The 23,639-nt window shown below is 38.5% G+C and carries 28 protein-coding genes, 1 tRNA gene, 1 rRNA gene, 1 other RNA gene and 1 other annotated feature; of the genes, 27 read left to right on the top strand and 4 right to left on the bottom strand.

Annotated elements, in window-relative coordinates:
• Nucleotides 1-102 (top strand): 5S ribosomal RNA (gene rrf / locus ABDZ91_RS14990); the annotation flags it as partial.
• Nucleotides 103-433: 331 nt separating this feature from the next.
• On the opposite strand, the gene ABDZ91_RS14985 is transcribed toward rrf, so the two are convergent.
• Nucleotides 434-1,393 carry a YaaC family protein gene (locus tag ABDZ91_RS14985; protein WP_343800316.1) on the bottom strand — a complete coding sequence of 320 codons (960 nt, stop codon included), beginning with the start codon at nt 1,391-1,393 and terminating at the stop codon, nt 434-436.
• Between the two features lie 109 nt (nt 1,394-1,502).
• Between ABDZ91_RS14985 and guaB the strand changes: the two genes are divergently transcribed.
• The 6 genes from guaB (at nt 1,503) to ABDZ91_RS14955 (ending at nt 7,907) form a co-directional block, all read left to right on the top strand.
• Nucleotides 1,503-2,966 carry an IMP dehydrogenase gene (gene guaB / locus ABDZ91_RS14980; protein ID WP_343800314.1) on the top strand — a complete coding sequence of 488 codons (1,464 nt, stop codon included), beginning with the start codon at nt 1,503-1,505 and terminating at the stop codon, nt 2,964-2,966.
• A gap of 151 nt (nt 2,967-3,117) precedes the next feature.
• Nucleotides 3,118-4,431 (top strand): serine hydrolase, encoded by a 1,314-nt coding sequence (locus tag ABDZ91_RS14975; protein ID WP_343800312.1) that lies wholly within the window; start codon nt 3,118-3,120, stop codon nt 4,429-4,431.
• A 120-nt stretch (nt 4,432-4,551) separates the two neighbouring features.
• Nucleotides 4,552-5,433 (top strand): pyridoxal 5'-phosphate synthase lyase subunit PdxS, encoded by an 882-nt coding sequence (gene pdxS / locus ABDZ91_RS14970; protein ID WP_343800310.1) that lies wholly within the window; start codon nt 4,552-4,554, stop codon nt 5,431-5,433.
• A gap of 14 nt (nt 5,434-5,447) precedes the next feature.
• Nucleotides 5,448-6,032, top strand: a complete 585-nt coding sequence (gene pdxT, locus ABDZ91_RS14965; protein WP_343800309.1) for a pyridoxal 5'-phosphate synthase glutaminase subunit PdxT — start codon at nt 5,448-5,450, stop codon at nt 6,030-6,032.
• A gap of 52 nt (nt 6,033-6,084) precedes the next feature.
• Nucleotides 6,085-6,311: a binding site (T-box leader), on the top strand.
• 57 nt (nt 6,312-6,368) lie between these two features.
• The gene (gene serS, locus ABDZ91_RS14960; protein WP_343800307.1) at nt 6,369-7,643 is read left to right on the top strand and encodes a serine--tRNA ligase; all 1,275 of its coding nucleotides are present in this window, start codon (nt 6,369-6,371) and stop codon (nt 7,641-7,643) included.
• A 171-nt stretch (nt 7,644-7,814) separates the two neighbouring features.
• A tRNA-Ser gene (locus tag ABDZ91_RS14955) sits at nt 7,815-7,907 on the top strand.
• Between the two features lie 144 nt (nt 7,908-8,051).
• On the opposite strand, the gene ABDZ91_RS14950 is transcribed toward ABDZ91_RS14955, so the two are convergent.
• The 3 genes from ABDZ91_RS14950 to ABDZ91_RS14940 all read right to left on the bottom strand — a co-directional run bounded on the left by ABDZ91_RS14950 (nt 8,052) and on the right by ABDZ91_RS14940 (nt 10,825).
• Nucleotides 8,052-8,720: a deoxynucleoside kinase gene (locus ABDZ91_RS14950; RefSeq protein WP_343800305.1), complete on the bottom strand. Its 669-nt coding sequence runs from the start codon at nt 8,718-8,720 to the stop codon at nt 8,052-8,054.
• The gene (locus ABDZ91_RS14945; protein ID WP_343800303.1) at nt 8,704-9,363 is read right to left on the bottom strand and encodes a deoxynucleoside kinase; all 660 of its coding nucleotides are present in this window, start codon (nt 9,361-9,363) and stop codon (nt 8,704-8,706) included. Before ABDZ91_RS14945 ends, ABDZ91_RS14950 begins: the two co-directional genes overlap by 17 nt.
• Before the next feature lie 178 nt (nt 9,364-9,541).
• A complete protein-coding gene (locus tag ABDZ91_RS14940) occupies nt 9,542-10,825 on the bottom strand; it encodes a glycosyl hydrolase family 18 protein (RefSeq protein WP_343800301.1) in 1,284 nt (427 codons plus the stop codon).
• 199 nt (nt 10,826-11,024) lie between these two features.
• On the opposite strand from ABDZ91_RS14940, the gene deoR reads away from it, so the two are divergent.
• The 20 genes from deoR (at nt 11,025) to ABDZ91_RS14840 (ending at nt 23,189) form a co-directional block, all read left to right on the top strand.
• Nucleotides 11,025-11,990 (top strand): DNA-binding transcriptional repressor DeoR, encoded by a 966-nt coding sequence (deoR, locus tag ABDZ91_RS14935; protein WP_343800299.1) that lies wholly within the window; start codon nt 11,025-11,027, stop codon nt 11,988-11,990.
• Complete coding sequence (locus ABDZ91_RS14930; protein ID WP_343800297.1) at nt 11,983-12,618, top strand: phosphate propanoyltransferase; 636 nt, start codon at nt 11,983-11,985, stop codon at nt 12,616-12,618. Before deoR ends, ABDZ91_RS14930 begins: the two co-directional genes overlap by 8 nt.
• A 39-nt stretch (nt 12,619-12,657) precedes the next feature.
• Nucleotides 12,658-13,383 (top strand): hypothetical protein, encoded by a 726-nt coding sequence (locus ABDZ91_RS14925; protein WP_343800295.1) that lies wholly within the window; start codon nt 12,658-12,660, stop codon nt 13,381-13,383.
• 4 nt (nt 13,384-13,387) lie between these two features.
• Nucleotides 13,388-13,681, top strand: a complete 294-nt coding sequence (locus ABDZ91_RS14920) for a EutN/CcmL family microcompartment protein (RefSeq protein WP_343800294.1) — start codon at nt 13,388-13,390, stop codon at nt 13,679-13,681.
• Between the two features lie 14 nt (nt 13,682-13,695).
• The gene (locus ABDZ91_RS14915) at nt 13,696-15,120 is read left to right on the top strand and encodes an aldehyde dehydrogenase family protein (RefSeq protein ID WP_343800293.1); all 1,425 of its coding nucleotides are present in this window, start codon (nt 13,696-13,698) and stop codon (nt 15,118-15,120) included.
• Nucleotides 15,121-15,248: 128 nt separating this feature from the next.
• Complete coding sequence (locus ABDZ91_RS14910; RefSeq protein WP_343800320.1) at nt 15,249-15,524, top strand: BMC domain-containing protein; 276 nt, start codon at nt 15,249-15,251, stop codon at nt 15,522-15,524.
• A gap of 10 nt (nt 15,525-15,534) precedes the next feature.
• On the top strand, nt 15,535-16,371 hold the full coding sequence (tpiA, locus tag ABDZ91_RS14905) for a triose-phosphate isomerase (RefSeq protein ID WP_343800292.1): 837 nt from the start codon (nt 15,535-15,537) through the stop codon (nt 16,369-16,371).
• Nucleotides 16,372-16,374: 3 nt separating this feature from the next.
• Nucleotides 16,375-16,851: an RpiB/LacA/LacB family sugar-phosphate isomerase gene (locus ABDZ91_RS14900; protein WP_343800290.1), complete on the top strand. Its 477-nt coding sequence runs from the start codon at nt 16,375-16,377 to the stop codon at nt 16,849-16,851.
• A complete protein-coding gene (locus ABDZ91_RS14895) occupies nt 16,842-17,114 on the top strand; it encodes a EutN/CcmL family microcompartment protein (RefSeq protein WP_343800288.1) in 273 nt (90 codons plus the stop codon). The genes ABDZ91_RS14900 and ABDZ91_RS14895 overlap by 10 nt, the downstream gene beginning before the upstream one ends.
• 12 nt (nt 17,115-17,126) lie before the next feature.
• Nucleotides 17,127-17,399 carry a BMC domain-containing protein gene (locus ABDZ91_RS14890; protein ID WP_343800286.1) on the top strand — a complete coding sequence of 91 codons (273 nt, stop codon included), beginning with the start codon at nt 17,127-17,129 and terminating at the stop codon, nt 17,397-17,399.
• A gap of 2 nt (nt 17,400-17,401) precedes the next feature.
• The gene (locus tag ABDZ91_RS14885) at nt 17,402-17,674 is read left to right on the top strand and encodes a EutN/CcmL family microcompartment protein (protein ID WP_343800284.1); all 273 of its coding nucleotides are present in this window, start codon (nt 17,402-17,404) and stop codon (nt 17,672-17,674) included.
• 133 nt (nt 17,675-17,807) lie between these two features.
• Nucleotides 17,808-18,497 carry a deoxyribose-phosphate aldolase gene (gene deoC, locus ABDZ91_RS14880; protein ID WP_343800318.1) on the top strand — a complete coding sequence of 230 codons (690 nt, stop codon included), beginning with the start codon at nt 17,808-17,810 and terminating at the stop codon, nt 18,495-18,497.
• A 131-nt stretch (nt 18,498-18,628) separates the two neighbouring features.
• On the top strand, nt 18,629-18,829 hold the full coding sequence (locus ABDZ91_RS14875; protein WP_343800282.1) for a helix-turn-helix domain-containing protein: 201 nt from the start codon (nt 18,629-18,631) through the stop codon (nt 18,827-18,829).
• A 102-nt stretch (nt 18,830-18,931) separates the two neighbouring features.
• Nucleotides 18,932-19,429, top strand: coding sequence for a tRNA adenosine(34) deaminase TadA (tadA, locus tag ABDZ91_RS14870; protein ID WP_343800280.1), 498 nt, complete (start codon nt 18,932-18,934; stop codon nt 19,427-19,429).
• 100 nt (nt 19,430-19,529) lie between these two features.
• An RNA gene (gene ffs / locus ABDZ91_RS14865) (signal recognition particle sRNA large type) lies at nt 19,530-19,796 on the top strand.
• A gap of 138 nt (nt 19,797-19,934) precedes the next feature.
• Entirely contained in the window at nt 19,935-21,650 is a 1,716-nt protein-coding gene (gene dnaX / locus ABDZ91_RS14860; protein WP_343800278.1) for a DNA polymerase III subunit gamma/tau, read from the top strand.
• Between the two features lie 15 nt (nt 21,651-21,665).
• Nucleotides 21,666-21,986: a YbaB/EbfC family nucleoid-associated protein gene (locus ABDZ91_RS14855; protein ID WP_343800276.1), complete on the top strand. Its 321-nt coding sequence runs from the start codon at nt 21,666-21,668 to the stop codon at nt 21,984-21,986.
• 17 nt (nt 21,987-22,003) lie between these two features.
• Nucleotides 22,004-22,600, top strand: a complete 597-nt coding sequence (recR, locus tag ABDZ91_RS14850; RefSeq protein WP_343800274.1) for a recombination mediator RecR — start codon at nt 22,004-22,006, stop codon at nt 22,598-22,600.
• 27 nt (nt 22,601-22,627) lie between these two features.
• Nucleotides 22,628-22,843, top strand: a complete 216-nt coding sequence (locus ABDZ91_RS14845; RefSeq protein ID WP_343800272.1) for a YaaL family protein — start codon at nt 22,628-22,630, stop codon at nt 22,841-22,843.
• Nucleotides 22,844-22,919: 76 nt separating this feature from the next.
• Nucleotides 22,920-23,189: a pro-sigmaK processing inhibitor BofA family protein gene (locus ABDZ91_RS14840; protein WP_343800270.1), complete on the top strand. Its 270-nt coding sequence runs from the start codon at nt 22,920-22,922 to the stop codon at nt 23,187-23,189.
• Nucleotides 23,190-23,639 lie beyond the last annotated feature (450 nt).

Below are 23,639 nucleotides of genomic sequence, written 5' to 3'. Positions count from 1 at the left end.
GAGAAGGTCACACCCGTTCCCATCCCGAACACGGAAGTTAAGCTTCTCAGCGCCGATGGTAGTTGGGGGCTGTCCCCCTGTGAGAGTAGGACGTTGCCAGGTAAAATGAAGCAACCTAATGATTAGGTTGCTTTTTTGTATGGGTGATGGGGACATGTAGACGAACTTTTTCTGATAGAGGCTTCATGGTTTCTGATAGAGGTCAACATATTTCCGATAGTGGCCCAATATTTTCTGATAGATGGGACATAACTTCCGATAGCGGTAATAAGCTTTCTGATAGTGGCTAAATATTTCCGATAGCAGTCGAAAAGATAACCGGCCCTTGCATTAAATTTAATAAAAGCCGGTTACCCAAGTACTTAATTTTATAAAGAGCCGGTTAGTGAAGACCTACGGATGTACCAATTGAGTACACCCGTAGCCTGAGTGTTCAATCCAATAATCCCTCAAGATACTTCCAAACTAAATAAGGTCCTTTAATAGTTGTAATCTGCAAAAAAGCAGAAATTAATGGATATTCTTCGTTGGGCATTGTTTTAATTAAATCACACCACCAATCAGTCTCATACCTTGCAATCATGCTTAGATTATAAAGAAGTAAGTAGTGAATTAGGAGTTCAGGATAAGACTGGAGAGTAGTACGTTTTGTTCGTAAACAATATTGATTCCTCTCTAAATGGTATCGAAATGGTAAAGATTCATAGTCACCTTGAAATGTCGGTTTTGAAAATATAAGCTGATGCTGCTTTTGTTGGGAGTTAGTTTGGATTGAAGTGCTTTCAAAAAATGTTGATAAATATTGAACGAACCCACCAATACTTACATAGTAATTATCTAAAATGTGATCAGGAATTATTACTTTATTTATTGATTGCTCTACCAGTGTATTTGGCTTATCTTCAAGAAGTTGTTCAATGTAATCTCCTATTTCGGGTATTTCCTTTAAAAGTTCGTCCATCGCCCATTTTTCTCCCTCAAGATGTTTCATGTGAAACATTTTCAAACACATGTGGGGAAACAACCCATTTTTTTGTGTTTTAATTTCGTCTTGTAAAAAAGAATAGTTTTGCTTTTTTCTCTTCCTTGCCGTGACCCCATGGGCTAAAACACTAGTTGTCTCAGGATAATCAGCGTCAACTAGAAGGATACATGCTTTTATTAGATGAATGAACCCATAAAATAGAAGAGTTGGCTTTATGGATATAGGGCTCATGTCAGCCTGTTGATAATATACTTTTCCCTGTTCAAGAAAGTACATAAATCTATATGTATTTTCATAACTTTTTTGAGGGTCTATATTGTGCTTTTCATAATACCCCTTTAATTGCTTTTGAACAAAGGTTGAAGACATAAATATGTCTATTTTAGACCATATTGAACTTGGGTTCATGTCTTACCCTCCAAATTGTTTGAATAATACAACTTATCTTTTCCTTCTTGACACTATTTTGACCAATTGATAACCTACAAATAATATTTTTTTACGGGAGGTTAAAAAAATGTGGGATAGAAAGTTTGAAAAAGAGGGTCTTACTTTTGATGATGTTCTTTTAGTTCCTGGTCATTCTGAGGTCTTGCCGAAGGATGTAAATCTTGAGGTTCGCCTTACAGAAAATTTAAAGTTAAACATTCCGATTATTAGTGCAGGAATGGATACAGTGACAGAGGCGGAAATGGCCATCGCAATGGCACGTCAGGGTGGATTAGGGGTTATCCATAAAAATATGTCCATCGAACAACAAGCTGAACAAGTTGATCGCGTAAAGCGTTCAGAGAACGGTGTTATCACTGATCCATTTTTCTTAACACCCGAGCATCAAGTATTTGATGCAGAACACCTGATGGGCAAATACAGAATCTCAGGTGTACCTATTGTTAATAACGAAGAAGATCAAAAACTTGTAGGAATACTAACAAACCGTGACTTACGTTTTATTGCTGACTATTCATTAGAGATTAACGAAGTAATGACGAAGGAACATTTAGTTACCGCACCAGTTGGAACAACAGTGGAAGAAGCTGAAAGTATCCTTCAGCAACATAAAATTGAAAAACTGCCTCTTGTGGATGAAGATGGAGTATTAAAAGGACTTATAACCATTAAAGATATTGAAAAAGTCATCGAATTTCCTAATGCCGCAAAAGATGAACAAGGTCGACTTTTAGTTGCTGCTGCAGTAGGAGTTACAAAAGATACGTTAAAACGTGTTGAAATGCTAGTACAAGCAAAAGTAGATGCAATTGTCATTGACACCGCTCATGGTCATTCTCAAGGCGTGCTTAATACGGTGAAAGAAATTAGAAACTTATATCCAAATTTAAATATTATTGCTGGAAACGTAGCAACTCCTGAGGGGACCAAAGCTTTAATTGATGCAGGTGCAGATGTAGTAAAAGTAGGGATTGGACCAGGTTCAATCTGTACAACTCGTGTTATTGCAGGTGTTGGAGTTCCGCAAATTACAGCCGTATATGATTGTGCAAGTGAAGCGAAAAAGTACGGAAAAACAATCATCGCCGATGGAGGAATAAAGTATTCAGGGGATATTGTGAAAGCATTAGCTGCCGGAGGACATGTTGTCATGCTTGGAAGCTTATTAGCAGGAACAACAGAAAGCCCTGGTGAGACAGAAATTTTCCAAGGTCGACGCTTCAAAGTTTACCGAGGAATGGGGTCTGTTGGTGCAATGGAAAAAGGTTCAAAAGACCGATATTTCCAAGAAGATCAAAAGAAATTTGTTCCTGAGGGGATTGAAGGTCGTCTTCCATATAAAGGTCCTTTAAGCGATACCATTTACCAACTAATTGGTGGAATTCGTTCTGGTATGGGGTATTGCGGTACCAAGAATTTAGAAGAGCTCCGTGAAAGTACAAAATTTGTTAAAATTACAGGTGCTGGATTAAGAGAAAGTCATCCGCATGATGTTCAGATTACAAAAGAAGCACCAAATTATTCTCTATAAATAAAAGGAAAAAAGACTCAAATTTTTCAAACTTTTCCTATCCCACTAGTATTTACAATAGACAGGGTCTATCGACTCTGTCTATTTTTTTGTACATAGTTATGGTAAACTTAACAAAGAAATTTAAGAGGAAGCTTTGGAGGGGAGTACTATGAAAAGAGCGAGTAAAATCACCATGATCTTTTCACTCGTTTGGATGACGCTCTTTACGTCAATCTTTAGTGTTGAAAATACGGCTAAAGCCGCGACTGATCCACTAGGCCTAACTGCAGAAGCAGCTATGTTAATAGATGCTGATACTGGAAAAATTTTATATGAAAAAAATGCTGATACCGTTCTTGGTGTGGCTAGTATGTCAAAAATGCTCACAGAGTACATAGTATTAGAAGCTATTCATGACGGTAAAATCACATGGCAACAAGAAGTTACGATTGATGAATATATTCATAAATTATCAGCTGCACCCGGTTTATCCAATATTGGTTTAACACAAGGGGAAGCTTATACTGTTGAAGAGCTTTACCAAGCAATGGCGATTCACTCAGCTAATGCGGCTACTGTAGCACTGGCACAAGTGATTAGTGGAAGTGAAACAAACTTTGTAAAGCTAATGAATGAAAAGGCTGCCGAATTAGGTCTTAAAGATTTTAAGTTTGTGAACTCTACAGGCTTAAATAACTCTAGTCTACTTGGAAACCATCCGCAAGGAACAGGTGAAACTGATGAAAACGTAATGTCAGCTAGAGCCACAGCCAAATTAGCCTATCTTTTAATTAACGACTATCCAGAGGTTCTTGATACGGCTAGTATGCCAAGACTTCCATTTAGAGATGGTCGTGAATACACAAACTTTAACTGGATGCTTCCTGGACTTATTTATGAGTACCAAGGCATGGATGGGTTAAAAACAGGTTCTACTGATTTTGCAGGATATGCCATTACAGGAACTGCCAAACGTGATGGTAAAAGATTCATTTCAGTCATTATGAAGACTGATACAAGAGAAGCTCGATTTTCTGAGACAGAAACCTTGTTAAATTACGCTTTCTCAAACTTCGATACAAAAGAACTTGTAAAAGAAGGCTATCAAGCTGAAGGTCAAGATTCTATTGAAGTGAAAAAAGGGAAAGAAGATTCAGTACAAGTTGCTACTGAAACCCCTATTTCTATGATGATTCGAAATGGAGAGGAAGAACTGTATCAACCAAAATTAGTACTGGAAAAAGAGTCTCTTACTGCACCTGTTAAAAAAGGTGAAGTGGTTGGATATGTAACTGTAGAGTATACAGGTGAAGGACCATCTGGTTTCATAACAGATGAAGGTAATCAAACCATTCAGGTACCTGTTATAACTACAGAACAGGTTGAAAAGGCAAATTGGTTTGTCTTACTCATGAGAGGCATTGGCGATTTCTTCAGTGGGTTATTTTCTACGATTGTTGATACAATAACAGGTTGGTTTTAATACGTAATAAAAGGGACTGCTCATACCAGTCCCTTTTATGCTATATTCTTCATGTATAATAGTGTATGATATTATGTGTATACTACCATTGTAAATATGTTCGGGGAGGCTTACATACATATGAAAACAGGTACTGATCGAGTTAAAAGAGGTATGGCTGAAATGCAAAAAGGCGGCGTTATTATGGACGTTGTCAATGCAGAACAAGCGAAAATTGCAGAGGAAGCGGGAGCAGTAGCCGTTATGGCACTTGAACGTGTTCCTTCCGATATAAGAGCTGCTGGCGGTGTGGCCCGTATGGCTGATCTTCGTATTGTAGAAGAAGTAATGAATGCTGTTTCTATTCCGGTTATGGCGAAGGCACGTATTGGTCATATTGTTGAGGCACGCGTGCTGGAATCAATGGGTGTGGATTATCTAGATGAAAGTGAAGTTTTAACACCTGCAGATGAGGAATTTCATTTACTAAAAAATCAATTCACGGTTCCATTTGTTTGTGGCTGTCGTGACCTAGGTGAAGCCGCTCGTCGTATTGGCGAAGGTGCTTCTATGTTACGTACCAAAGGTGAACCAGGTACAGGTAACATTGTTGAGGCTGTTCGTCATATGCGAAAAGTGAATGCTCAAGTTCGTAAAATAGTAAGTATGAATGACGATGAACTTATGACTGAAGCGAAAAACTTAGGTGCACCATACGAAATTTTACTAGATATTAAAAAACGTGGTCGTCTTCCAGTTGTGAACTTTGCTGCTGGTGGAATTGCAACACCTGCTGATGCTGCACTAATGATGGAGTTAGGGGCAGATGGTGTATTTGTTGGTTCTGGTATCTTTAAATCAGACAACCCTTCAAAATTTGCAAAAGCTATTGTTGAAGCAACTACTCATTATCAAGACTATGAGTTAATTGCGAAGGTTTCTAAAGGTTTAGGTTCTGCTATGAAGGGATTAGAAATCTCAACACTTGCCCCAGAAAATCGTATGCAAGATCGCGGCTGGTAAGGAGAGTTTGATCCATGCTTAAAATTGGAGTACTTGCTCTACAAGGAGCAGTGATTGAACATATTCGTGCTATTGAAGCATGTGGAGAGCAAGCTGTTGCAGTGAAAAAAGTTGAACAATTAGCTGATTTAGATGGTCTGATCATCCCAGGCGGTGAAAGTACAACCATGCGTAAGTTGATTGATGTCTATGAGCTAATGGAGCCTTTAAAAGAATTTGCCGCTTCTGGTAAGCCTATGTTTGGAACATGTGCTGGCTTAATCCTGTTAGCAAATCATCTCGTCGATTATGATCAACCACACTTAGGCGTAATGGATGTAAAAGTAGAAAGAAATTCTTTTGGCCGCCAAAAGGATAGCTTTGAGACTGAGCTTTCCATTGTGGATGTCGCAAATGATTTTCCTGCTGTATTTATCAGAGCTCCACATATTGTCGATGCGGGGGAAAATGTAGAAGTGTTGGCTAAATACGATGGTAGAATCGTGTTAGCGCGTGAAGGTCAATATTTAGGCTGTTCCTTCCATCCTGAACTAACCGATGATCACCGTTTGACGAAGTATTTTGTTGGGATGGTACAGGAATATAAGAATCTTGCATAAAATGGTTGAAAGCCGTTCATAATTGTAGTACATTTACTAATATTAAAATGACTGTAAAGCGTTGAGAGGAAATAGTAACACCCTATTGTTCTAATAGAGAGCTGGTGGTTGGTGGAAACCAGTGAACAAATGGTGCGAATCCATCCTCGAGTGGATAACCGAATCGAACTTTTTGTCGTAGTAAGTTATCCCGGTATCGAGCCGTTATTCGTATCGAGGTGGGAAGCACATACGCTTTCAACTAGGGTGGCAACGCGGGAATAGACTCTCGTCCCTTTTATTAGGGACGGGAGTTTTTTGTTTGTTTTTATACTATTTAAATTTGGAGGAAGAAGCATGTTAGACATTAAGTTTTTACGTAGCCATTTTGAAGAAGTAAAAGAAAAGCTTCAAAAACGTGGAGAAGATTTAAGTGACTTAGGTAAGTTTGAAGACTTAGACGGAAGACGTCGTGAATTGATTGTTGAGGCAGAACAATTGAAAAGTAAAAGAAATGAAGTGTCTCAACAAATTGCAAAGTTAAAGAAAGAAAAGCAAGATGCTGATGATTTAATCAAGGAAATGCGTGAAGTTGGAGATCGCATTAAAGTATTAGATGAAGAGTTAAGAACAGTGGAAGAAACCTTAGAAAATTTATTATTGTCTATTCCAAACATTCCTCATGAGAGTACACCAATTGGTGAAACGGAAGATGACAACGTAGAAATTAGAAAGTGGGGAGAACCAAGAAACTTCGAATTTGAAGCAAAACCTCACTGGGATTTAGCGACAGATCTAGGTCTACTCGATTTTGAGAGAGCTGCAAAAGTAACCGGTAGCCGCTTTGTTTTCTATAAAGGTTTAGGGGCACGCCTAGAAAGAGCTTTAATGAATTTTATGTTAGATCTTCATATTGAAGAGCATGGGTATAATGAGGTTATTCCACCTTATATGGTAAACAGAACGAGTATGACGGGAACTGGGCAGTTACCGAAGTTTGAAGAGGATGCTTTTTTGATCGAAAGTGAAGATTACTTCCTGATTCCAACAGCAGAGGTACCGGTAACAAACTTACATCGTGATGAGATTTTAAATGGTGAGGAATTACCGATCAACTATGCGGCTTATAGTGCATGCTTCCGTTCTGAAGCGGGTTCAGCTGGAAGAGATACTCGTGGTCTTATTCGTCAACACCAATTTAACAAGGTAGAGCTTGTTAAGTTTGTAAAGCCTGAAGATTCTTATCAAGAGCTTGAGAATTTAACAGGGCATGCTGAAAAGGTATTGCAATTACTTGGGTTACCATATCGAGTAATGAGCATGTGTACAGCTGATCTTGGGTTTACAGCAGCGAAGAAGTATGATATTGAAGTTTGGATTCCAAGCTATAACACATACCGTGAAATTTCTTCTTGCAGTAACTTCGAAGCTTTCCAAGCTCGTCGTGCAAATATCCGCTTCCGTCGTGATCCAAAAGGAAAACCAGAACATGTTCATACATTAAATGGATCTGGCTTGGCGATTGGAAGAACTGTAGCTGCTATTTTAGAGAATTATCAACAAGAAGATGGAACCATTATCATTCCTGAAGTTCTTCGTCCATATATGAGAAATGTAGATGTCATTAAGTAATAACCAAAAGACTTTGGGCTTGCCTGAGGTCTTTTTTTTTGCTACTATCCGTTGAACCAACTATTATGAACAAGGTGTTTAACTTACACAAATCTCTTAATTTTAAGACTTCTTCTATTTTGTTGACACTAATTTTGAATCTGTGATATTATACATCTTGTCGAACGAAATGGAGGAATACCCAAGTCCGGCTGAAGGGATCGGTCTTGAAAACCGACAGGCGGGTCAAACCGCGCGGGGGTTCGAATCCCTCTTCCTCCGCCATATTTTTCGACTATGAAATCACACGCAAACATTTATTGGAGAATAAATTGTCCGAAGCTGACTGTAGCCAACTGGTTACAGTCTTTTTTTTTACATAATAAAAGCACCTAGACTTAGTGACTAGGTGCTTTTCCTATAAGAGAATTAAGATTTTAATAATTGCGTTTGCTTCATAAAGTGACTAACACGTTCAACAATTGGTTCGATTGACTCTTCATTGTTAATAAGGTCATAGTCGTTAATATTCAAACGAAGGACTGGACATGCATTGAAGCTGTTGATCCAATCTTCATAACGCTTATGCATTTCTTCCCAGTACTCAATTGGTGTTTGTTGTTCCATCGGACGTCCACGTTCACGGATTCTTTCAATCACATCCTCCAGTGAACCCTCAATATAAATCAGTACATCAGGGTGAGGAAAATAAGGTGTCATCACCATGGCGTCAAATAGATTCTTATAGGTTTCATAGTCAACTGGATTCATTGTGCCTTTCTCATAGTGCATACGAGCAAAGATGCCAGTATCTTCATAAATGGAACGGTCTTGGACGAAACCACCGCCATATTCGAAAATTCTCTTTTGTTCTTTGAAACGTTCAGCAAGGAAATAGATTTGTAGGTGGAAACTCCATCGTTCAAAGTCTGCATAGAACTTGTCCAAGTATGGGTTCGTATCTACCTTTTCAAACGAAGTTTTATATCCTAATGCTTTGGCCAGTGATTTAGTCATCGTTGATTTACCAACACCGACTGTTCCTGCTATTGTAATCACTCCGTTGCTTGGGATTCCATATTTATCTCGCAGGTTCATGATTAAATACTCCTTCATTCAATGTTGTTTGTAATTTGGAAAGTATAACGTTTAGATCGTCTGGACGTTTAACAAAATCAAGTTCATCCCCATCGATTCGAATAACAGGAATTTCGGGGTGTTGTATCTGGAACTCGTCCATAAATTGATCATAATCCAATGTAAGCTGTTCTAAGTATAATGGACTAATATTTTTTTCGATTGCTCTTCCTCTTATTTGAATGCGATGAAGAAGTGTTTCTAAGCTTGCATGTAAATAAACGACCACATTCGGTGTAGGCATATCATGCGTTAAAATTTTATATATTTCCTCATATTTATTAAATTGATGAGGCTTTAAAGTTCGCATAGCAAAGATCATATTTTTAAAGATATGGTAATCGGATACAACCGGTTTATTTTGAGAGAGATATTTTGATTGGATATCTTCTAATTGTTTGTATCGATTACAAAGGAAAAACATTTCCGTTTGAAAGCTCCATTCATCTATATTCTCATAAAATTTACCAAGAAAAGGGTTCTCATCCACAATTTCTTTGAGGATGTGATAAGAAAAGGCGTTTGATATAGCTTTTGCAAGCGAGGTTTTCCCAACACCAATGGGGCCTTCCACTGTAATAAAGGGTGTGGAGGAAAAATCCACTAGTACTCACTCCTTCAGGGGTCATAATCTATATATAGTGTTACGCTACCTGGATAGCATACCATATATTTTAACACAGCTAGATAGGTAAAAGTGACGTGAATATAATTAAGTTTTTTATACTACATTACAAGCAAACTAAAAAACAGAACTCTGTAGCTAGAGTTCTGTTAAAAATCTATTTTTTTACCACATCAAAATTCTGCACGATTAAAAGCCAGTTTTGAGGGAAAGAAAGACCTAACTTCCAATAACTCATTCCTCGTAAATTTAATTCCTTAATTAAGTCAAATTTAGCTTGAATGGACCTTGCATCTTCAGACCAAATAATATGATCTTTCCCTTCATTATCTGTGTAATTGATAAAAGGAGCTTGGTCTTCATTGTCATATTGAATAGGGACGTTATATTGAACAGCTCTTTCGATGGCTTCTTGTGGGCTCACAGCCTCAGCAATCGTTCCCTCTTGGTATGGGAGTGTCCAATCATACCCATATAAATTTTGCCCCATCATTATCTTTTGAGAAGGCATTTCCGTAACGGCATATTCTAATACATCACGTACAGGACCAATTGGTGAAACAGCCATTGGTGGCCCTCCACTGTATCCCCATTCATACGTCATAATAACAACGAAGTCCACAATTTCCCCATGAGCTTTATAATCATGAGCTTCGTACCATCGACCTTTTTGAGTGGCACTTGTTTTAGGAGCTAAGGCTGTTGAAATAAACCATCCTTGTTGTTTAAAGCGGTCCCTAGCTTTTCTTAAAAAGTTATTGTATGCCTCCCGATCCTCTGGTCGCAAATATTCAAAGTCAAAATGGATATCTCTAAACCCATATCTTTGGGCGGTTTCCACAATGTTGTTGAGGAAACGGTTTTGGACATCCATATCATTTAATAGGATCCGCCCTAACTCATCATTAAATTGGTCATTTTCTTTGTTCGTGATAACCATAACGGCTATTACATTATTTTGATTGGAGATACCAATAAAGTTGTCTAATGGTGGTTCTTTCAAACTACCATCCCTTAATGCTTCGAAACTAAAAGGGGTAAGATAAGTTAAATAGGGAGCAGCTTCTTGTGCACTTTGTACCAGTGCTTCGGAAACACTACCTCCTCGTGGTTCGATATAGGCGTTGAATTCACCACTTTTCTTAGGGGGGTCTGGTAGATAAAGTCTTGCTCCTATTTGAAGAGGTTGGTTAAGTTGAATTCGGTTAATAGATGCGATTTGTTGAGCAGGTATACCAAATTTTTGTCCTATAGAGTATAAAGAATCACCAGGTTGAACCCAGTAAAATCTTCCGACAATTGGAATGACAAGTGTTTGTCCTACGACTAACTGATTGGGATTAGGGAGCTCATTGGCCTCAATTATGTCATCAACAGTAGAATTGTAGGCTTGAGCAATCCCAAATAGTGATTGATTTTCTTGGACTACATGGATTTGCAAAAGGCTCTCCTCCTTTTATTTTTCTACATTACTATATGTGATGGTCTCTAGAGTGATTACATTTCTTCCAACTTCCTACTATTTGTTTTAGAAACCGTTTACAAAAAGGTATTGAATACTTTGAAAATAAGTTTTATACTGGATTTGAACAAATGTTCATGAGAAGGTTAACAAATTATCATATTAAGGAGACATTCCATTGAGTGAAGATAAACTAAGCAAATTGATTGAGGTTGCCAAGCTGTACTATCAATTTGAACTTAGTCAACAACAAATTGCAGAGAAACTAGGCATTTCTCGACCTTCTGTATCTCGAATGCTTCAACAAGCTAAAGAACAGGGGATTGTTCAAATAAAAATATTGGATCAGACAGAGGGAAGTGAAAGGTTAGCAGAACTCGTTAAGAAGAAGTTCTCCTTGAAGGATTGTTTGGTCATTCCTGTTCCGGACTATCATGCAGATGTTGTGAAAACGGAACTAGGAAAGGCAGCCGCAGTGTATGTAGGTGATATTGTTCAAAATGGGGATGTTATCGGTACTACATGGGGGACCACCCTTTATGAGGTAGCACAACATGTAAAGCCTAAAAACGTAAAAGGTGTATCAGTCGTTCAATTAAACGGAGGCGTTAGCTACTCGGAAACAAACACCTATGCTTCTGACATTCTTCATTTTATAAGTTCAGCCTTTCATACAGTTCCACATTTTCTACCATTACCGGCTATTTTTGATCACCCTAAAGTAGCAGAGGCCATTCGGTCTGACAGACATATAAAGCGAGTTTTAGATTTGGGAAAACAATGTAATATTGCTCTGTTTACTGTAGGTGAATTTAATGAACAATCCACACTTTATAAAGCAGGATATTTTACAACTGAAGATCTTTCTTCGTTACAGGAACATCATGCTGTAGGAGATATTTGTTCACGGGTTTTTAATCAGAACGGAATAATATGCAACGAGGAGATTAACAAAAGAACGATTGGGATTGATTTAGTAGATTTAAGAGACAAGCGGCATAGTATTTTGATAGCGGGCGGAGCATCAAAGGTCGAAGGGATATATGGAGCGTTAATTGGCCGTTTTCCTAATGTACTAATAACGGATCAACATACCGCTCAAGCATTGTTAGAAATGGAGGAGGGGGAACAGCAAATTGGATGAAAAAGAAATACAGAATTTAGTTCGAACCATTACGATGCAAATGTTAGGAAAAAAACAAGAAAAGCTGATTCCAATAGCGGTTTCCAATCGACACGTCCATTTATCCCAACAGCATGTAGAAAGGCTTTTTGGTAAAGGATATCAGCTTAAGAAGATGAAGGACTTATCTCAGCCAGGGCAGTTTGCGGGTCAAGAAACTGTAACGCTAATTGGACCAAAAGGAAGGATTGAAAAAGTTCGGATACTAGGTCCATCAAGAGGTGATACACAAGTGGAAATCTCCCTTTATGATGGTTATACGTTAGGTATCCATCCTCCTATTCGTGACTCAGGTGATATCAAAGGAAGTCCTGGAATTACCATACAAGGTCCAAGAGGGCAGCTCTCCTTAAAAGAAGGGTTAATATGTGCTGCAAGGCATATTCATATGCATACAGATGATGCCCTTTCTCTACAAGTAGAAAATAACCAGAGAGTACAAGTGAAAGTAGAGGGACCAAGAGCCGTCACCTTCGACCATGTGCTCATCAGAGTCTCTCCAAAATATAAATTGGAGATGCACATCGATATGGATGAAGCTAATGCGGCAGGAATTCAGAATGGACAATTAGGGACAATCTTACCTTAGCTTTCATGTATATCCTTTTAAAATAAAGGGGGGATGCCAATGAGGGAAGAGATAGAAAAAGTAGTCCGAAGAGTAGTTTCAGAGTATGTCACTAATAAGAGAAAAGTCTTTAAACCAAACTCCTTGTTAATTGTATTGGAAAGTCATAACAACCAAGACCGGGCTCAAATTTTAGATGCAGTTAAAATACTCTCTATAAAATATGAAACTACCATCTGTTATTCAGATGTTTGGTCTCCGTATTTTAAGGACTTAGGCAATCAAAAGAAAATACCTCTACAGGACCAAAATCTTGAAGAAATAAAGACAAGTATGCAGAAAGCGGATGTGTTATTTTTAGCCAACCCAAGCTACGCATCGATTGCTAAGCTAGCCTTACTTATCGATGACACTTTGGAGATGTGGATTGCTATTCAGATGCAATTGAATGGTAAGAAGGTTGTACTTGCTAAGGATTACTGTTTCCCAAGAGGTACTCAAAATATAACCATGCCTCATTCAGTTTCTAGAAAACTACAAAACTACTTAAAACAACTAAGAGAAGGCCAAATAGAACTAATCATGCTAGGTGATATGTCGAGTTGGCTTGATACATACTTCGAAGAAGACCTATCGCAGAACCGTCCTGTTGTCCTAGCTAAACATATTGAAGAAACAGTAAAACAAGGTGAGAAAGTTTTAAAAGTACCAAAAAATAGTCTCATTACTCCTATGTGTAAAGATTATGCAAGAGAATTAGGAATTTCAATAAAACAAGAGGAGTAAAAAAATGATCATAGGTAAAGTAATTGGAAATGTTGTCTCCACCTCTAAGGCAGAGAAATTACAAGGGAAAAAGCTATTAATTGTACAGCCTCTTGATTTAGTAAATATCGAACCTGATGGAAAACCAGTCGTAGCCATTGATACGGTTGGGTCTGGTCTAGAAGAGGTTGTGATGGTGGTTAGTGGGAGTTCCGCAAGACAAACACAAATTACAAATGGGACTCCTGTTGATGCTGCCATTATTGGCATCATTGACACAATCGAAATTGAAGGTAAACGAACCTTTGAGAAAAGCTAAAGGGGGGAGAATAAATGCAAATTAGTGAAAAAGAAATTGAAAAGCTAGTAGAACAAGTTCTTGGACAGCTAACCCATGCGCATAGTCCTTTAAGTCTTAACACAGAAAATACCGTTCAATTGGGGTCTGGAGTATTCCAAACTGTTGAAGAAGCGGTGGAAGCTTCAAAAGATGCAGAAGTAGAGATGCGAAAGGTTTCACTCGAACTTCGAAAAAAAATGATACAAGCGATGAGAGAAACAAGCAGAAACCATGCAGAAGAACTAGCTCAATTAGCGGTTGAGGAAACGGGGCTAGGGCGTGTTGAAGATAAAATTGCCAAAAACCTGCTAGCAGCAATTAAAACACCTGGAGTGGAAGATTTAACTAGCACAACTTACACAGGTGATGATGGGTTAACGCTTGTAGAATACGCACCGTTTGGAATCGTAGGATCTATTACACCTTCAACCAATCCAGCTGCGACAATCATTAACAACAGTCTTTCTTTAGTGGCTGCAGGTAACGTGGTTGTCTTTAACCCTCATCCAAGTGCCAAAAAAGTATCATTACGTACTCTACAACTGTTAAATGAAGCAATCGTTTCTGTTGGTGGGCCAGAAAATGTACTGACAGCAGTAGCTTCTCCTAACTTAGAAACAAGTAAGGAAGTCATGGAGCACCCAGAGATTCGAGTCCTTGTAGTAACAGGTGGTGGAATTGTTGTAAAAGCTGCGATGAAAACAGGTAAGAAGGTAGTAGCAGCGGGTCCTGGTAATCCACCGGTGGTAGTAGATGAGACAGCTATTATTGAAAAAGCAGGAAAAGATATTGTCAATGGAGCTAGTTTTGATAATAACGTCCTCTGTACAGCTGAAAAAGAAGTTTTTGTTGTAGAGAAGGTCGCTAATACACTGAAGCAAGAGATGGTCAAAAATGGAGCCATTGAGCTAAGAGGCTTTGAATTAGAAAAGCTATTGAAAGTGTTACTAGTTGAACAGGATGGAAAGTACTATCCTAATCGAGATTACATTGGGAAGAATGCTTCAGTACTTCTTTCAGCAATCGGTAAGAAAGTGGATGAATCCGTGAAGCTAATCATAACAGAAACGAAGTCCGATCACCCGCTTGTTACAACCGAAATGCTTATGCCAATCATACCTATTGTAAAAGTAGCAAATGTTGACGAGGCTATCAATTTAGCTGTTAAGGCTGAAAAAGGGAATCGTCATACAGCTATTATGCATTCACAAAATGTTACAAACCTTACAAAGATGGCACGTGAAATTCAAGCCACTATCTTTGTGAAGAATGGTCCATCCTACTCTGGGCTAGGATATAATGCAGAAGGATTTACAACCTTAACAATAGCGGGACCAACTGGTGAGGGGTTAACCTCAGCTAGAACTTTCACAAGACAACGTAGGTGTGTACTAGTTGATGGGTTTAGAATTCTATAAAAAGTGAGGGTGTTAACATGGCAGATCAATCGTCAGAACACACAAACACAGAAGAAACGAAAACAAAAGCTACACGTGCTAGAAAGAAAACAAATAAAAAAGATGACAATCAAGGAGGAAATAATAATATGAGAGAAGCATTAGGAATGATTGAAACTAAAGGTTTAGTAGGAGCTATTGAAGCGGCAGATGCAATGGTTAAAGCAGCAAATGTAACGCTTGTTGGAAAAGAGTTAGTTGGCGGAGGCTTAGTAAGTGTAATGGTACGCGGAGATGTTGGAGCAGTAAAAGCTGCTACTGAAGCGGGAGCTGAAGCAGCTGGAAGAGTTGGACAACTTATATCTGTTCATGTAATTCCTAGACCAAATAGTGAAGTAGAAGGGATTTTACCGAAAGCGAAGTAGGAATTAACAAATGTCAGATACTGTTATTAGAAGTTTCATAGAAACCATTGTAAGAGAGAAGGTTCATAGCCTTTTACAAAATAGTAATGATAGACCCCCACTAGTTGTAGCCAATTGGAAAATGAATATGACAAAGGCTACTACATTGGACTTTTTAAAAGGTCTAGCTGAAACAGAAAAACTTCCAATAGAGGTTGTGATATGCCCACCTTATCCATATTTACATTTGTTAGATTCGAGTATTGGTCAATATTCAATCGGTGCACAAAATGTACATGGTGAAGAAAGTGGGGCATACACAGGTGACGTTTCTGCTGAACAGTTACTCGATATGGACTGTAAGTATGTCATTATCGGTCACTCTGAAAGAAGAGCTATAGGTGAGACAGATCAGGATATACAAAAGAAAATTCAGCACTCTATTAACAATGGGTTAAGCGCAATTCTTTGTGTAGGTGAAACCGAAGTAGAGAGAGAACAGGGGAAAACCGAAGAAGTAGTGAGAAACCAAATTCTCGCAGCCTTAACAGGGGTAGATGATTTTTCAAAGTTAGTGATTGCCTATGAACCAGTATGGGCAATAGGAACAGGAAAATCAGCGTCACCTAATCAGGCACAAGAGGTTCATCAACAAATTCGTTCTCTATTAGTAAATCACATCGGTGCAATTGCTCGTTCTGTGCGATTACTATACGGTGGGTCAGTAAAGCCTGAAAACGCAGGTGGATATAGTGCGATGCCGGATATTGATGGTGCACTCGTTGGAGGAGCTAGCTTACAAATTGATTCATTTATAGGCATTACTCAAGCGTTTATTAAAAGTAATTTTGAACAGAAAGGAGAGTGACCAATGAAGGTTGCAATTGGTAGTGATCATGGTGGGTTTGAGCTTAAAGAGAAGATAAAAGGTCAGTTAACTGAATTAGGCTATACCTATATTGATTTTGGTTGTACTACACCAGAGTCTGTGGACTATCCAGATATCGCTTTTCTAGTTGGTGAATGTGTTGCTACACACCCAGATTACGTTGGAATCATGATTGATGGTGCTGGAATTGGAAGTGGGATGGTTCTCAATAAAATACCTGGCGTACGTGCGGCTGTTTGTTGGGATCTTTCTTCTGTTACCAATAGTCGTGAGCATAATAATGCAAATGTGTTATCCATTGGTGGACAAATGCTAGGGGATGGATTAGCCCTACAGATGGTTAAAACCTGGCTGGAAACACCATTTGCAGGAGGTAGACATGACCGCCGTGTAACAAAAATTATGGAAGTCGAAAGTCGTTTTATTAAGCGAGAGAGCGGGTCATGTAAATGTACGTAGGCAAAGTGATTGGGAATGTGGTATGTACGCAAAAGGATGAGAGTCTAAAAGGTTTAAAGTTATTAGTTGTACAACCGTTAAACGACCATTTAGAACCGAAAGGGAAACCTGTCATTGCGATTGATACCATTCGTCAATCAGGAGAAGGAGATCTTGTTTATCTTGCCAAAAGTAAGGAGTCCTCACTTCCTTTAGACCAGGAATTAACAGCCTCGGATGCTGGAATTATGGGGATTATCGACCATTATCATATAAAAAAATAGGGGGAATAACTCATGAATAATGCATTAGGAATGATTGAAACAAAAGGATTAGTAGGAGCAATTGAAGCGGCAGATGCTATGACAAAAGCAGCAAATGTTACCTTGCTTGGAAAAGTACAAGTTGGCGGAGGTTTAGTTACAGTGATGGTTCGTGGTGATGTAGGTGCGGTAAAAGCAGCGACTGAAGCAGGAGCAGAAGCAGCTAGTCGTGTAGGGGAATTTTTATCTGTTCACGTAATTCCTAGACCACACTCAGATATAGAAAAAATTCTTCCTCAAGCTTAATAATGAAAATTGCAAGAGTAATAGGAAACTTGGTATCAACTATAAAAACACCAAGTCATAACCAACAGAAGCTAATGATTGTAGAACCAATAGATACAAAGGGAAAAGTAATCGGTGATTCATTTATTGCAGTTGATTCGGCTCAGGCAGGCATCGGAGACATTGTTCTTGTTTTAGAAGAGGGTGGATCTGCCCGTGACATCTTAAAAAAGCCAGATGGAGCCATCGATGCAATTATTGTAGGGATTGTTGACTACTTAGACACTAACTTTTAAACGGAGGTGATTTCAGTTGGACATGGAACTACTAGTCAAACAAATTACAAAGGAAGTAATGGCACAAATTTCGAATAGCAATGAAGATAAAGGTGGAAAAACACCTAATCACATGGAACAGAAGACGTCCTTTATGGTGAATAGTGTTATTACTGGCCCACAGGTTGCCCGACTGATTGATCATACATTATTAAAACCAGATAGTACGAAAGAGCAAATTATCAAATTATGTGAAGAAGCAAAAGAATATCAGTTTGCCACAGTTTGTGTGAATCCATTTTGGGTTAGTACAGCTGCAAAGGAATTAAAGGGAAGTAAGGTCGGAATAACAACGGTTGTTGGCTTCCCACTTGGTGCAACTAGTACTTTCACTAAAATTTCTGAAGCTCGTGATGCCATTGCCTCAGGTGCAACCGAAATTGACATGGTCATCAATATTGGGGCATTGAAATCAGGTGAATATGAGCTAGTTAAAAAGGATATTGAAGGGGTTGTCCTTGCATGTAAAGGTCAAGCTGCTGTAAAAGTTATTATCGAAACTGGATATTTAACAGAAGAAGAGAAAAAGAAAGCTTGTATGCTATCCAAAATGGCTGGAGCAGACTTTGTCAAAACTTCTACTGGCTTTGGACCTGGTTGTGCAACACCAGAGGATATTGCTTTAATGCGAGAAGCTGTTGGCCCAGAAATGGGAGTAAAAGCTTCAGCATGTGTAAGAGATCTTGATACGGCAAGAAAAATGATTGCAGCTGGTGCAACTAGAATTGGGGCAAGTGCTGGTATTGCTATTGTTAAAGGTGAAAAAGGAAAAGGAAGTTATTAACGGGAGTAAGGCTACCTACTGACTAGGTAGCCTTTTTCTCACATAAATTTGTCGGAATCTTGAAAACAATCTCAACCCATAGTATAATTTCTTTAACTAGAAAACGCTTACATAAAAGGAGGCAATGGAATATGAATACAATTGCTGAACAGATTTTACAAGCGCGAACGATGAAAGGTCTTGATATTGAAGACCTAGCACAACTAACTGGGGTAGATTCAGAAACACTTATGCAAATAGAACAAGGTGTTATTGATCCACAGCTTTCCAGCCTCACACAAATTTCCAAAGCATTAAATTGTAGCTTGGAAATTGGTGATTTCTCAATTTAAAAATGTAGAAGCATAACAGTCTGCTTAGTTAGACTGTTTTTTTTGTTCCAATATAAGTATTATGGTGTATATGGAAAGCTTAAAGATAAGGATGTTTTAACAATGGATCGAGATTTGTACTTTATGAGTATGGCTATAGAAGAAGCTAAAAAAGCGGAAGAAATAGGAGAAGTTCCGATTGGAGCGGTACTCGTTATAAACGACCAAGTTATTGCTAAGGCCCATAACCATCGCGAAACGGATCAAAACGCATTAGCTCATGCTGAGATCCTAGTGATCAACCAAGCCTGTAGAGAATTAGGGACATGGAGACTTGAGGATTGCGAGTTGTATGTCACACTTGAGCCTTGCCCTATGTGTGCAGGGGCACTCGTTATGTCACGGGTGAAAAAAGTGATTTACGGAGCAAAAGACCCTAAGGCGGGTTGTGCCGGTACATTTATGAACTTACTTAACGATGAACGGTTTAATCATCAATGTGAGGTTGTAAGTGGTGTGATGGAAGAAAAATGTGGTCAGTTGTTAACCGATTTTTTTAAAGAATTAAGAAGAAGAAAAAAGGAAGAGAAGCGTAAATTAAAGGATGGACAGGAAATGTAGGCAGGAATTGACAATGTGAAACCATTGCAATTTTACGTAAATCTATGTATACTTGGTTATGCGTCGTCATTGACGCACTTAAAAATTGGTAGCAATTTTGCCGTGCTAAGCGGGGAGGTAGCGGTGCCCTGTACTCGCAATCCGCTCTAGCGAGGCCGAATCCCTTTCCTGAGGCTGTATTCTTGTAGGGTCTGCCTCAAGTAAGTGGTGTTGACGTTTGGGTCCTACGCAATGAGAATCCACGAACCATGTCAGGTCCGGAAGGAAGCAGCATTAAGTGGAACCTCTCATGTGCCGTAGGGTTACCTGAACCGAGCTAACTGCTTGAGTAACGCCTATGAGATACAGACGAAGGAAAGGTGCACGGCATTTAAACTATAAACAAACAGAACACCCAGATGTGGGTGTTTTTTTTGCATATACATAAAATGAGAGGATTCAAGGATGAATCCCACTAGTGATTCAGGTATAATAAAAAAGAGTGTGTACGTAAGGGGGCGAACCGATGAGCTATCAAGCATTATACCGCGTTTGGAGACCACAAAGCTTCCAAGATGTAGTAGGACAAGAGCATGTGACAAGAACTTTACAGAACGCCCTTCTACAAAATAAGATTTCACATGCCTATCTGTTTTCTGGTCCAAGAGGGACTGGTAAAACAAGTGCTGCCAAAATATTAGCAAAAGCAGTAAACTGTGAGAATGGTCCAAGTAAAGAGCCTTGTAATGAATGTTCTTCTTGCTTAGGAATTATGGATGGTTCAATTCAGGACGTAATTGAAATTGATGCAGCTTCTAATAACGGAGTTGAAGAGATACGCGACATCCGGGATAAGGTCAAATACGCACCTAGTTCGGTTTCTTTTAAAGTTTACATCATTGATGAAGTTCATATGCTATCAACAGGTGCCTTTAATGCCCTGTTAAAAACATTAGAAGAACCGCCTCAACATGTTATTTTTATACTGGCCACTACTGAACCACACAAAATACCAGCAACTGTCATTTCTCGTTGTCAGAGATTTGATTTTAAAAGAATCACCATTGACCATATCGTCGATCGAATGAAATTCATTCTGGAAAGCTCAGAATGGAGATATGACTCGTTAGCATTACCCATTATCGCAAGGGCGGCAGAAGGTGGTCTACGTGATGCATTAAGTCTTCTAGATCAAGCTATTTCATTTAGTGATGATCAATTATCCGTAGATGATGCCCTTTCTGTAACAGGATCGGTTTCTCAAGAACTATTTGAGACTCTTACAAAAGAAGTTATGAACCAAAATACTTCAGCTGTACTAGAACTCCTTGAACAGCTTCTCGAAAATGGTAAAGATCCTGTTCGGTTTATAGAGGATTATCTTTTATTTATGCGTGATCTTCTTTTATACCAGGCAGCACCAGATGTGGATGATGTATATAAAACTATTGTGGTATCTGAAAGATTTAAAGAAATAGCTTCAGACATTAGCTCTGATATCATTTATGAAATTATTCATATACTAAACCAAGCACAACAAGATATGAAATGGACCAATCATCCTCGTGTCTATACAGAAGTTGCACTAATCAAGCTTTGTCAGCTCAAAAAAGAGTTGCGGCTCGAGGAGCAAATTGATTTACAAGATTTAGTTAGCCAAATTACACAATTAAAACGTGAATTAGATTTGATAAAACAAAACGGAGTAAAGGTCGCTGACAACCAACAATCCCAAGGACCACAAACTCAATCAGCTAGTAGACGTGCACCACGTGCCAAAAATACCTTGCACATCCCAACTGGTAGAATTGTTGATGTATTGAAAAATGCAACAAAATCAGATATACAAAAATTAAAAGGTTCATGGGGAGAATTGATTGAGCAGTTAGGAAAACAACAAAAACGTTCACAAGCTGCTTTATTAGCAGATGCTGAACCTGTTGCAGCTTCTCCTAACACTTTTGTGTTAAAATTCAAATATGAAATTCATTGTAAAATGGCAATGGATAATCCAGAGTTTACGCCTGCCATTCAAACAATCCTTCAATCTCTTACAGGATCAAACTATGAGCCAATTGGTGTACCTGAGGAAGAATGGTTAAGCATTCGAGAAGATTTTATTAGGCGCCAAAGAGAAGAAGGTAATGAAGTTGAAGATGATGAGGAAGTGCAGGAGCAAAGCCAACTGGATGGGGAAGCAAAAAAGATTTTCGATGAAAAAATAATTAGTATAAAGGAATAAATGGAGGGACTTAACATGCGTGGAATGGGTAATATGCAAAACATGATGAAGCAGATGCAAAAAATGCAAAAGAAAATGGCACAAGCTCAAGAGGAACTTGGAGAAAAGCGTTTAGAAGGAACAGCTGGTGGTGGAATGGTGACTGTCATTGTTTCTGGACACAAAGAAATCCTTGAAGTAAACATTAAGGAAGAAGTTGTAGACCCAGAAGATATCGAAATGTTACAAGACTTAGTATTAGCTGCTACCAATGATGCATTGAAAAAAGCGGATGAACTAACTAATTCAACAATGGGACAATTTACAAAAGGTATGAATTTACCAGGAATGTTCTAATTTGAGGAGTAATATACATGCATTATCCAGAACCGATTTCTAAACTCATCGATAGTTTTATGAAATTGCCAGGTATCGGTCCTAAGACGGCCGCTCGTCTGGCTTTTTTTGTATTAAATATGAAAGAAGACAGTGTGTTAGATTTTGCACGTGCGCTCGTTGATGCGAAAAGGAAACTTACACATTGTTCGGTATGTGGACATATTACAGATCGAGATCCCTGCTATATATGTGAAGATACTCGTCGCGATAGAAGCATCGTATGTGTGGTCCAAGATGCCAAAGATGTTATTGCTATGGAGAAAATGAAAGAATTTAATGGTTTATACCATGTTCTTCACGGTGCTATTTCTCCGATGGATGGAATAGGACCAGAAGATATTAACGTAGCTACTCTCATGAAAAGGTTACAGGATGAAACCATCCAAGAAGTTATTCTAGCAACAAACCCTAATATTGAAGGAGAAGCAACAGCTATGTATATTTCTAGATTGCTGAAGCCAACGGGAATTCGGGTAACGCGAATTGCACACGGATTACCAGTGGGAGGCGACCTAGAATATGCAGATGAGGTAACTCTTTCTAGGGCACTAGAAGGAAGAAGAGAACTATAGTTTTTTTGAGGGTAAGGGGGCGCTCTCGTGTTATTTCGCCGTAAAGGTTGGTTAAAGAAAGAATATGATGAAAAGTTAGTGAAGGATTTACAGGAAGCAAAGATCTTCTGGGAACAACAAAGAGTCTTTGTACAAAAAAGCTTTGAACCAAGTATGGAGCTAATAGAGCAAGCTAACACAGCGGAGGCTGTCTATTTTTCACTATTGAACGAAGCGAAAAAAAGGAAAGTAAGAATTAAATAAATCAATAGAAATGAGTTCTAAACCGATTCCCTTCCTAATACTCTATAGTACAAGCTTTTTCTGGGGAGATGATGGAATGGACTCGGTTTGGATAATTGCAGGTGTGGTTGTTCTAATCGTACTACTACTGTTTACAGGAGTTTCTATAAAACCTCTAAAGTATATAGGAAGCGGGTTCGTTAAAATTCTTATAGGTGCTCTGTTCTTGTTCTTTCTTAACACCATTGGAGGACAATTTGGAGTACACGTACCAATTAACCTAGTTACTTCAGCACTTTCTGGTTTTCTAGGTATTCCTGGGGTTCTTGCACTAGCTGCTATAGACTATTGGGTTATACCGGTATAAACAGAGAGCGGAAATCGGGACTGACCAGTATTATGGGTCAGTTTTCTTTATGATGATAGGGTTGCGATTACAACCTTTGTAATGTATAGAAAGTGTACACACTTTTGTAAATGCCTTCATACATAGAGTGGAATAAATTTACTACAAACAAAATATTCAATCCGGTTGACACGATAAAGGAAAGGATGGTATCATAGCATTCGTCCTTGAGAAAAGGACAAGCAAAGTGAGAAGTTAATAAACTTAAAAAAACTTGTTGACTTAACACAACGATATGTGTTATATTTATAAAGTCGCTGTTTTGAGTAACAGCACGAAGGTATTACTGGATATAATCAGTAACCTTGTTCCTTGAAAACTGAACAAAGAAAAACGTCAACGTTAATTCAATTTTTATTTTATGAGCTATTCAAATCTTTCTTTTATGGAGAGTTTGATCCTGGCTCAGGA

The sequence above is a fragment of the Bacillus carboniphilus genome (genome assembly GCF_039522365.1).
Taxonomy (GTDB): Bacteria; Bacillota; Bacilli; order Bacillales; family JC228; genus Bacillus_BF; species Bacillus_BF carboniphilus.
This window is presented reverse-complemented; position numbering and strand designations above follow the sequence as displayed.

What these genes read in the sequence shown, in the direction of transcription:
- ABDZ91_RS14985 (WP_343800316.1), bottom strand. Translation starts at nt 1,393, where the DNA reads ATGAACCCAAGTTCAATATGGTCTAAAATAGACATATTTATGTCTTCA.
- guaB (WP_343800314.1), top strand. Translation starts at nt 1,503, where the DNA reads ATGTGGGATAGAAAGTTTGAAAAAGAGGGTCTTACTTTTGATGATGTT.
- ABDZ91_RS14975 (WP_343800312.1), top strand. Translation starts at nt 3,118, where the DNA reads ATGAAAAGAGCGAGTAAAATCACCATGATCTTTTCACTCGTTTGGATG.
- pdxS (WP_343800310.1), top strand. Translation starts at nt 4,552, where the DNA reads ATGAAAACAGGTACTGATCGAGTTAAAAGAGGTATGGCTGAAATGCAA.
- pdxT (WP_343800309.1), top strand. Translation starts at nt 5,448, where the DNA reads ATGCTTAAAATTGGAGTACTTGCTCTACAAGGAGCAGTGATTGAACAT.
- serS (WP_343800307.1), top strand. Translation starts at nt 6,369, where the DNA reads ATGTTAGACATTAAGTTTTTACGTAGCCATTTTGAAGAAGTAAAAGAA.
- ABDZ91_RS14950 (WP_343800305.1), bottom strand. Translation starts at nt 8,720, where the DNA reads ATGAACCTGCGAGATAAATATGGAATCCCAAGCAACGGAGTGATTACA.
- ABDZ91_RS14925 (WP_343800295.1), top strand. Translation starts at nt 12,658, where the DNA reads ATGAGGGAAGAGATAGAAAAAGTAGTCCGAAGAGTAGTTTCAGAGTAT.
- ABDZ91_RS14920 (WP_343800294.1), top strand. Translation starts at nt 13,388, where the DNA reads ATGATCATAGGTAAAGTAATTGGAAATGTTGTCTCCACCTCTAAGGCA.
- ABDZ91_RS14915 (WP_343800293.1), top strand. Translation starts at nt 13,696, where the DNA reads ATGCAAATTAGTGAAAAAGAAATTGAAAAGCTAGTAGAACAAGTTCTT.
- ABDZ91_RS14910 (WP_343800320.1), top strand. Translation starts at nt 15,249, where the DNA reads ATGAGAGAAGCATTAGGAATGATTGAAACTAAAGGTTTAGTAGGAGCT.
- tpiA (WP_343800292.1), top strand. Translation starts at nt 15,535, where the DNA reads ATGTCAGATACTGTTATTAGAAGTTTCATAGAAACCATTGTAAGAGAG.
- ABDZ91_RS14900 (WP_343800290.1), top strand. Translation starts at nt 16,375, where the DNA reads ATGAAGGTTGCAATTGGTAGTGATCATGGTGGGTTTGAGCTTAAAGAG.
- ABDZ91_RS14895 (WP_343800288.1), top strand. Translation starts at nt 16,842, where the DNA reads ATGTACGTAGGCAAAGTGATTGGGAATGTGGTATGTACGCAAAAGGAT.
- ABDZ91_RS14890 (WP_343800286.1), top strand. Translation starts at nt 17,127, where the DNA reads ATGAATAATGCATTAGGAATGATTGAAACAAAAGGATTAGTAGGAGCA.
- ABDZ91_RS14885 (WP_343800284.1), top strand. Translation starts at nt 17,402, where the DNA reads ATGAAAATTGCAAGAGTAATAGGAAACTTGGTATCAACTATAAAAACA.
- deoC (WP_343800318.1), top strand. Translation starts at nt 17,808, where the DNA reads ATGGTGAATAGTGTTATTACTGGCCCACAGGTTGCCCGACTGATTGAT.
- ABDZ91_RS14875 (WP_343800282.1), top strand. Translation starts at nt 18,629, where the DNA reads ATGAATACAATTGCTGAACAGATTTTACAAGCGCGAACGATGAAAGGT.
- tadA (WP_343800280.1), top strand. Translation starts at nt 18,932, where the DNA reads ATGGATCGAGATTTGTACTTTATGAGTATGGCTATAGAAGAAGCTAAA.
- dnaX (WP_343800278.1), top strand. Translation starts at nt 19,935, where the DNA reads ATGAGCTATCAAGCATTATACCGCGTTTGGAGACCACAAAGCTTCCAA.
- ABDZ91_RS14855 (WP_343800276.1), top strand. Translation starts at nt 21,666, where the DNA reads ATGCGTGGAATGGGTAATATGCAAAACATGATGAAGCAGATGCAAAAA.
- recR (WP_343800274.1), top strand. Translation starts at nt 22,004, where the DNA reads ATGCATTATCCAGAACCGATTTCTAAACTCATCGATAGTTTTATGAAA.
- ABDZ91_RS14840 (WP_343800270.1), top strand. Translation starts at nt 22,920, where the DNA reads ATGGACTCGGTTTGGATAATTGCAGGTGTGGTTGTTCTAATCGTACTA.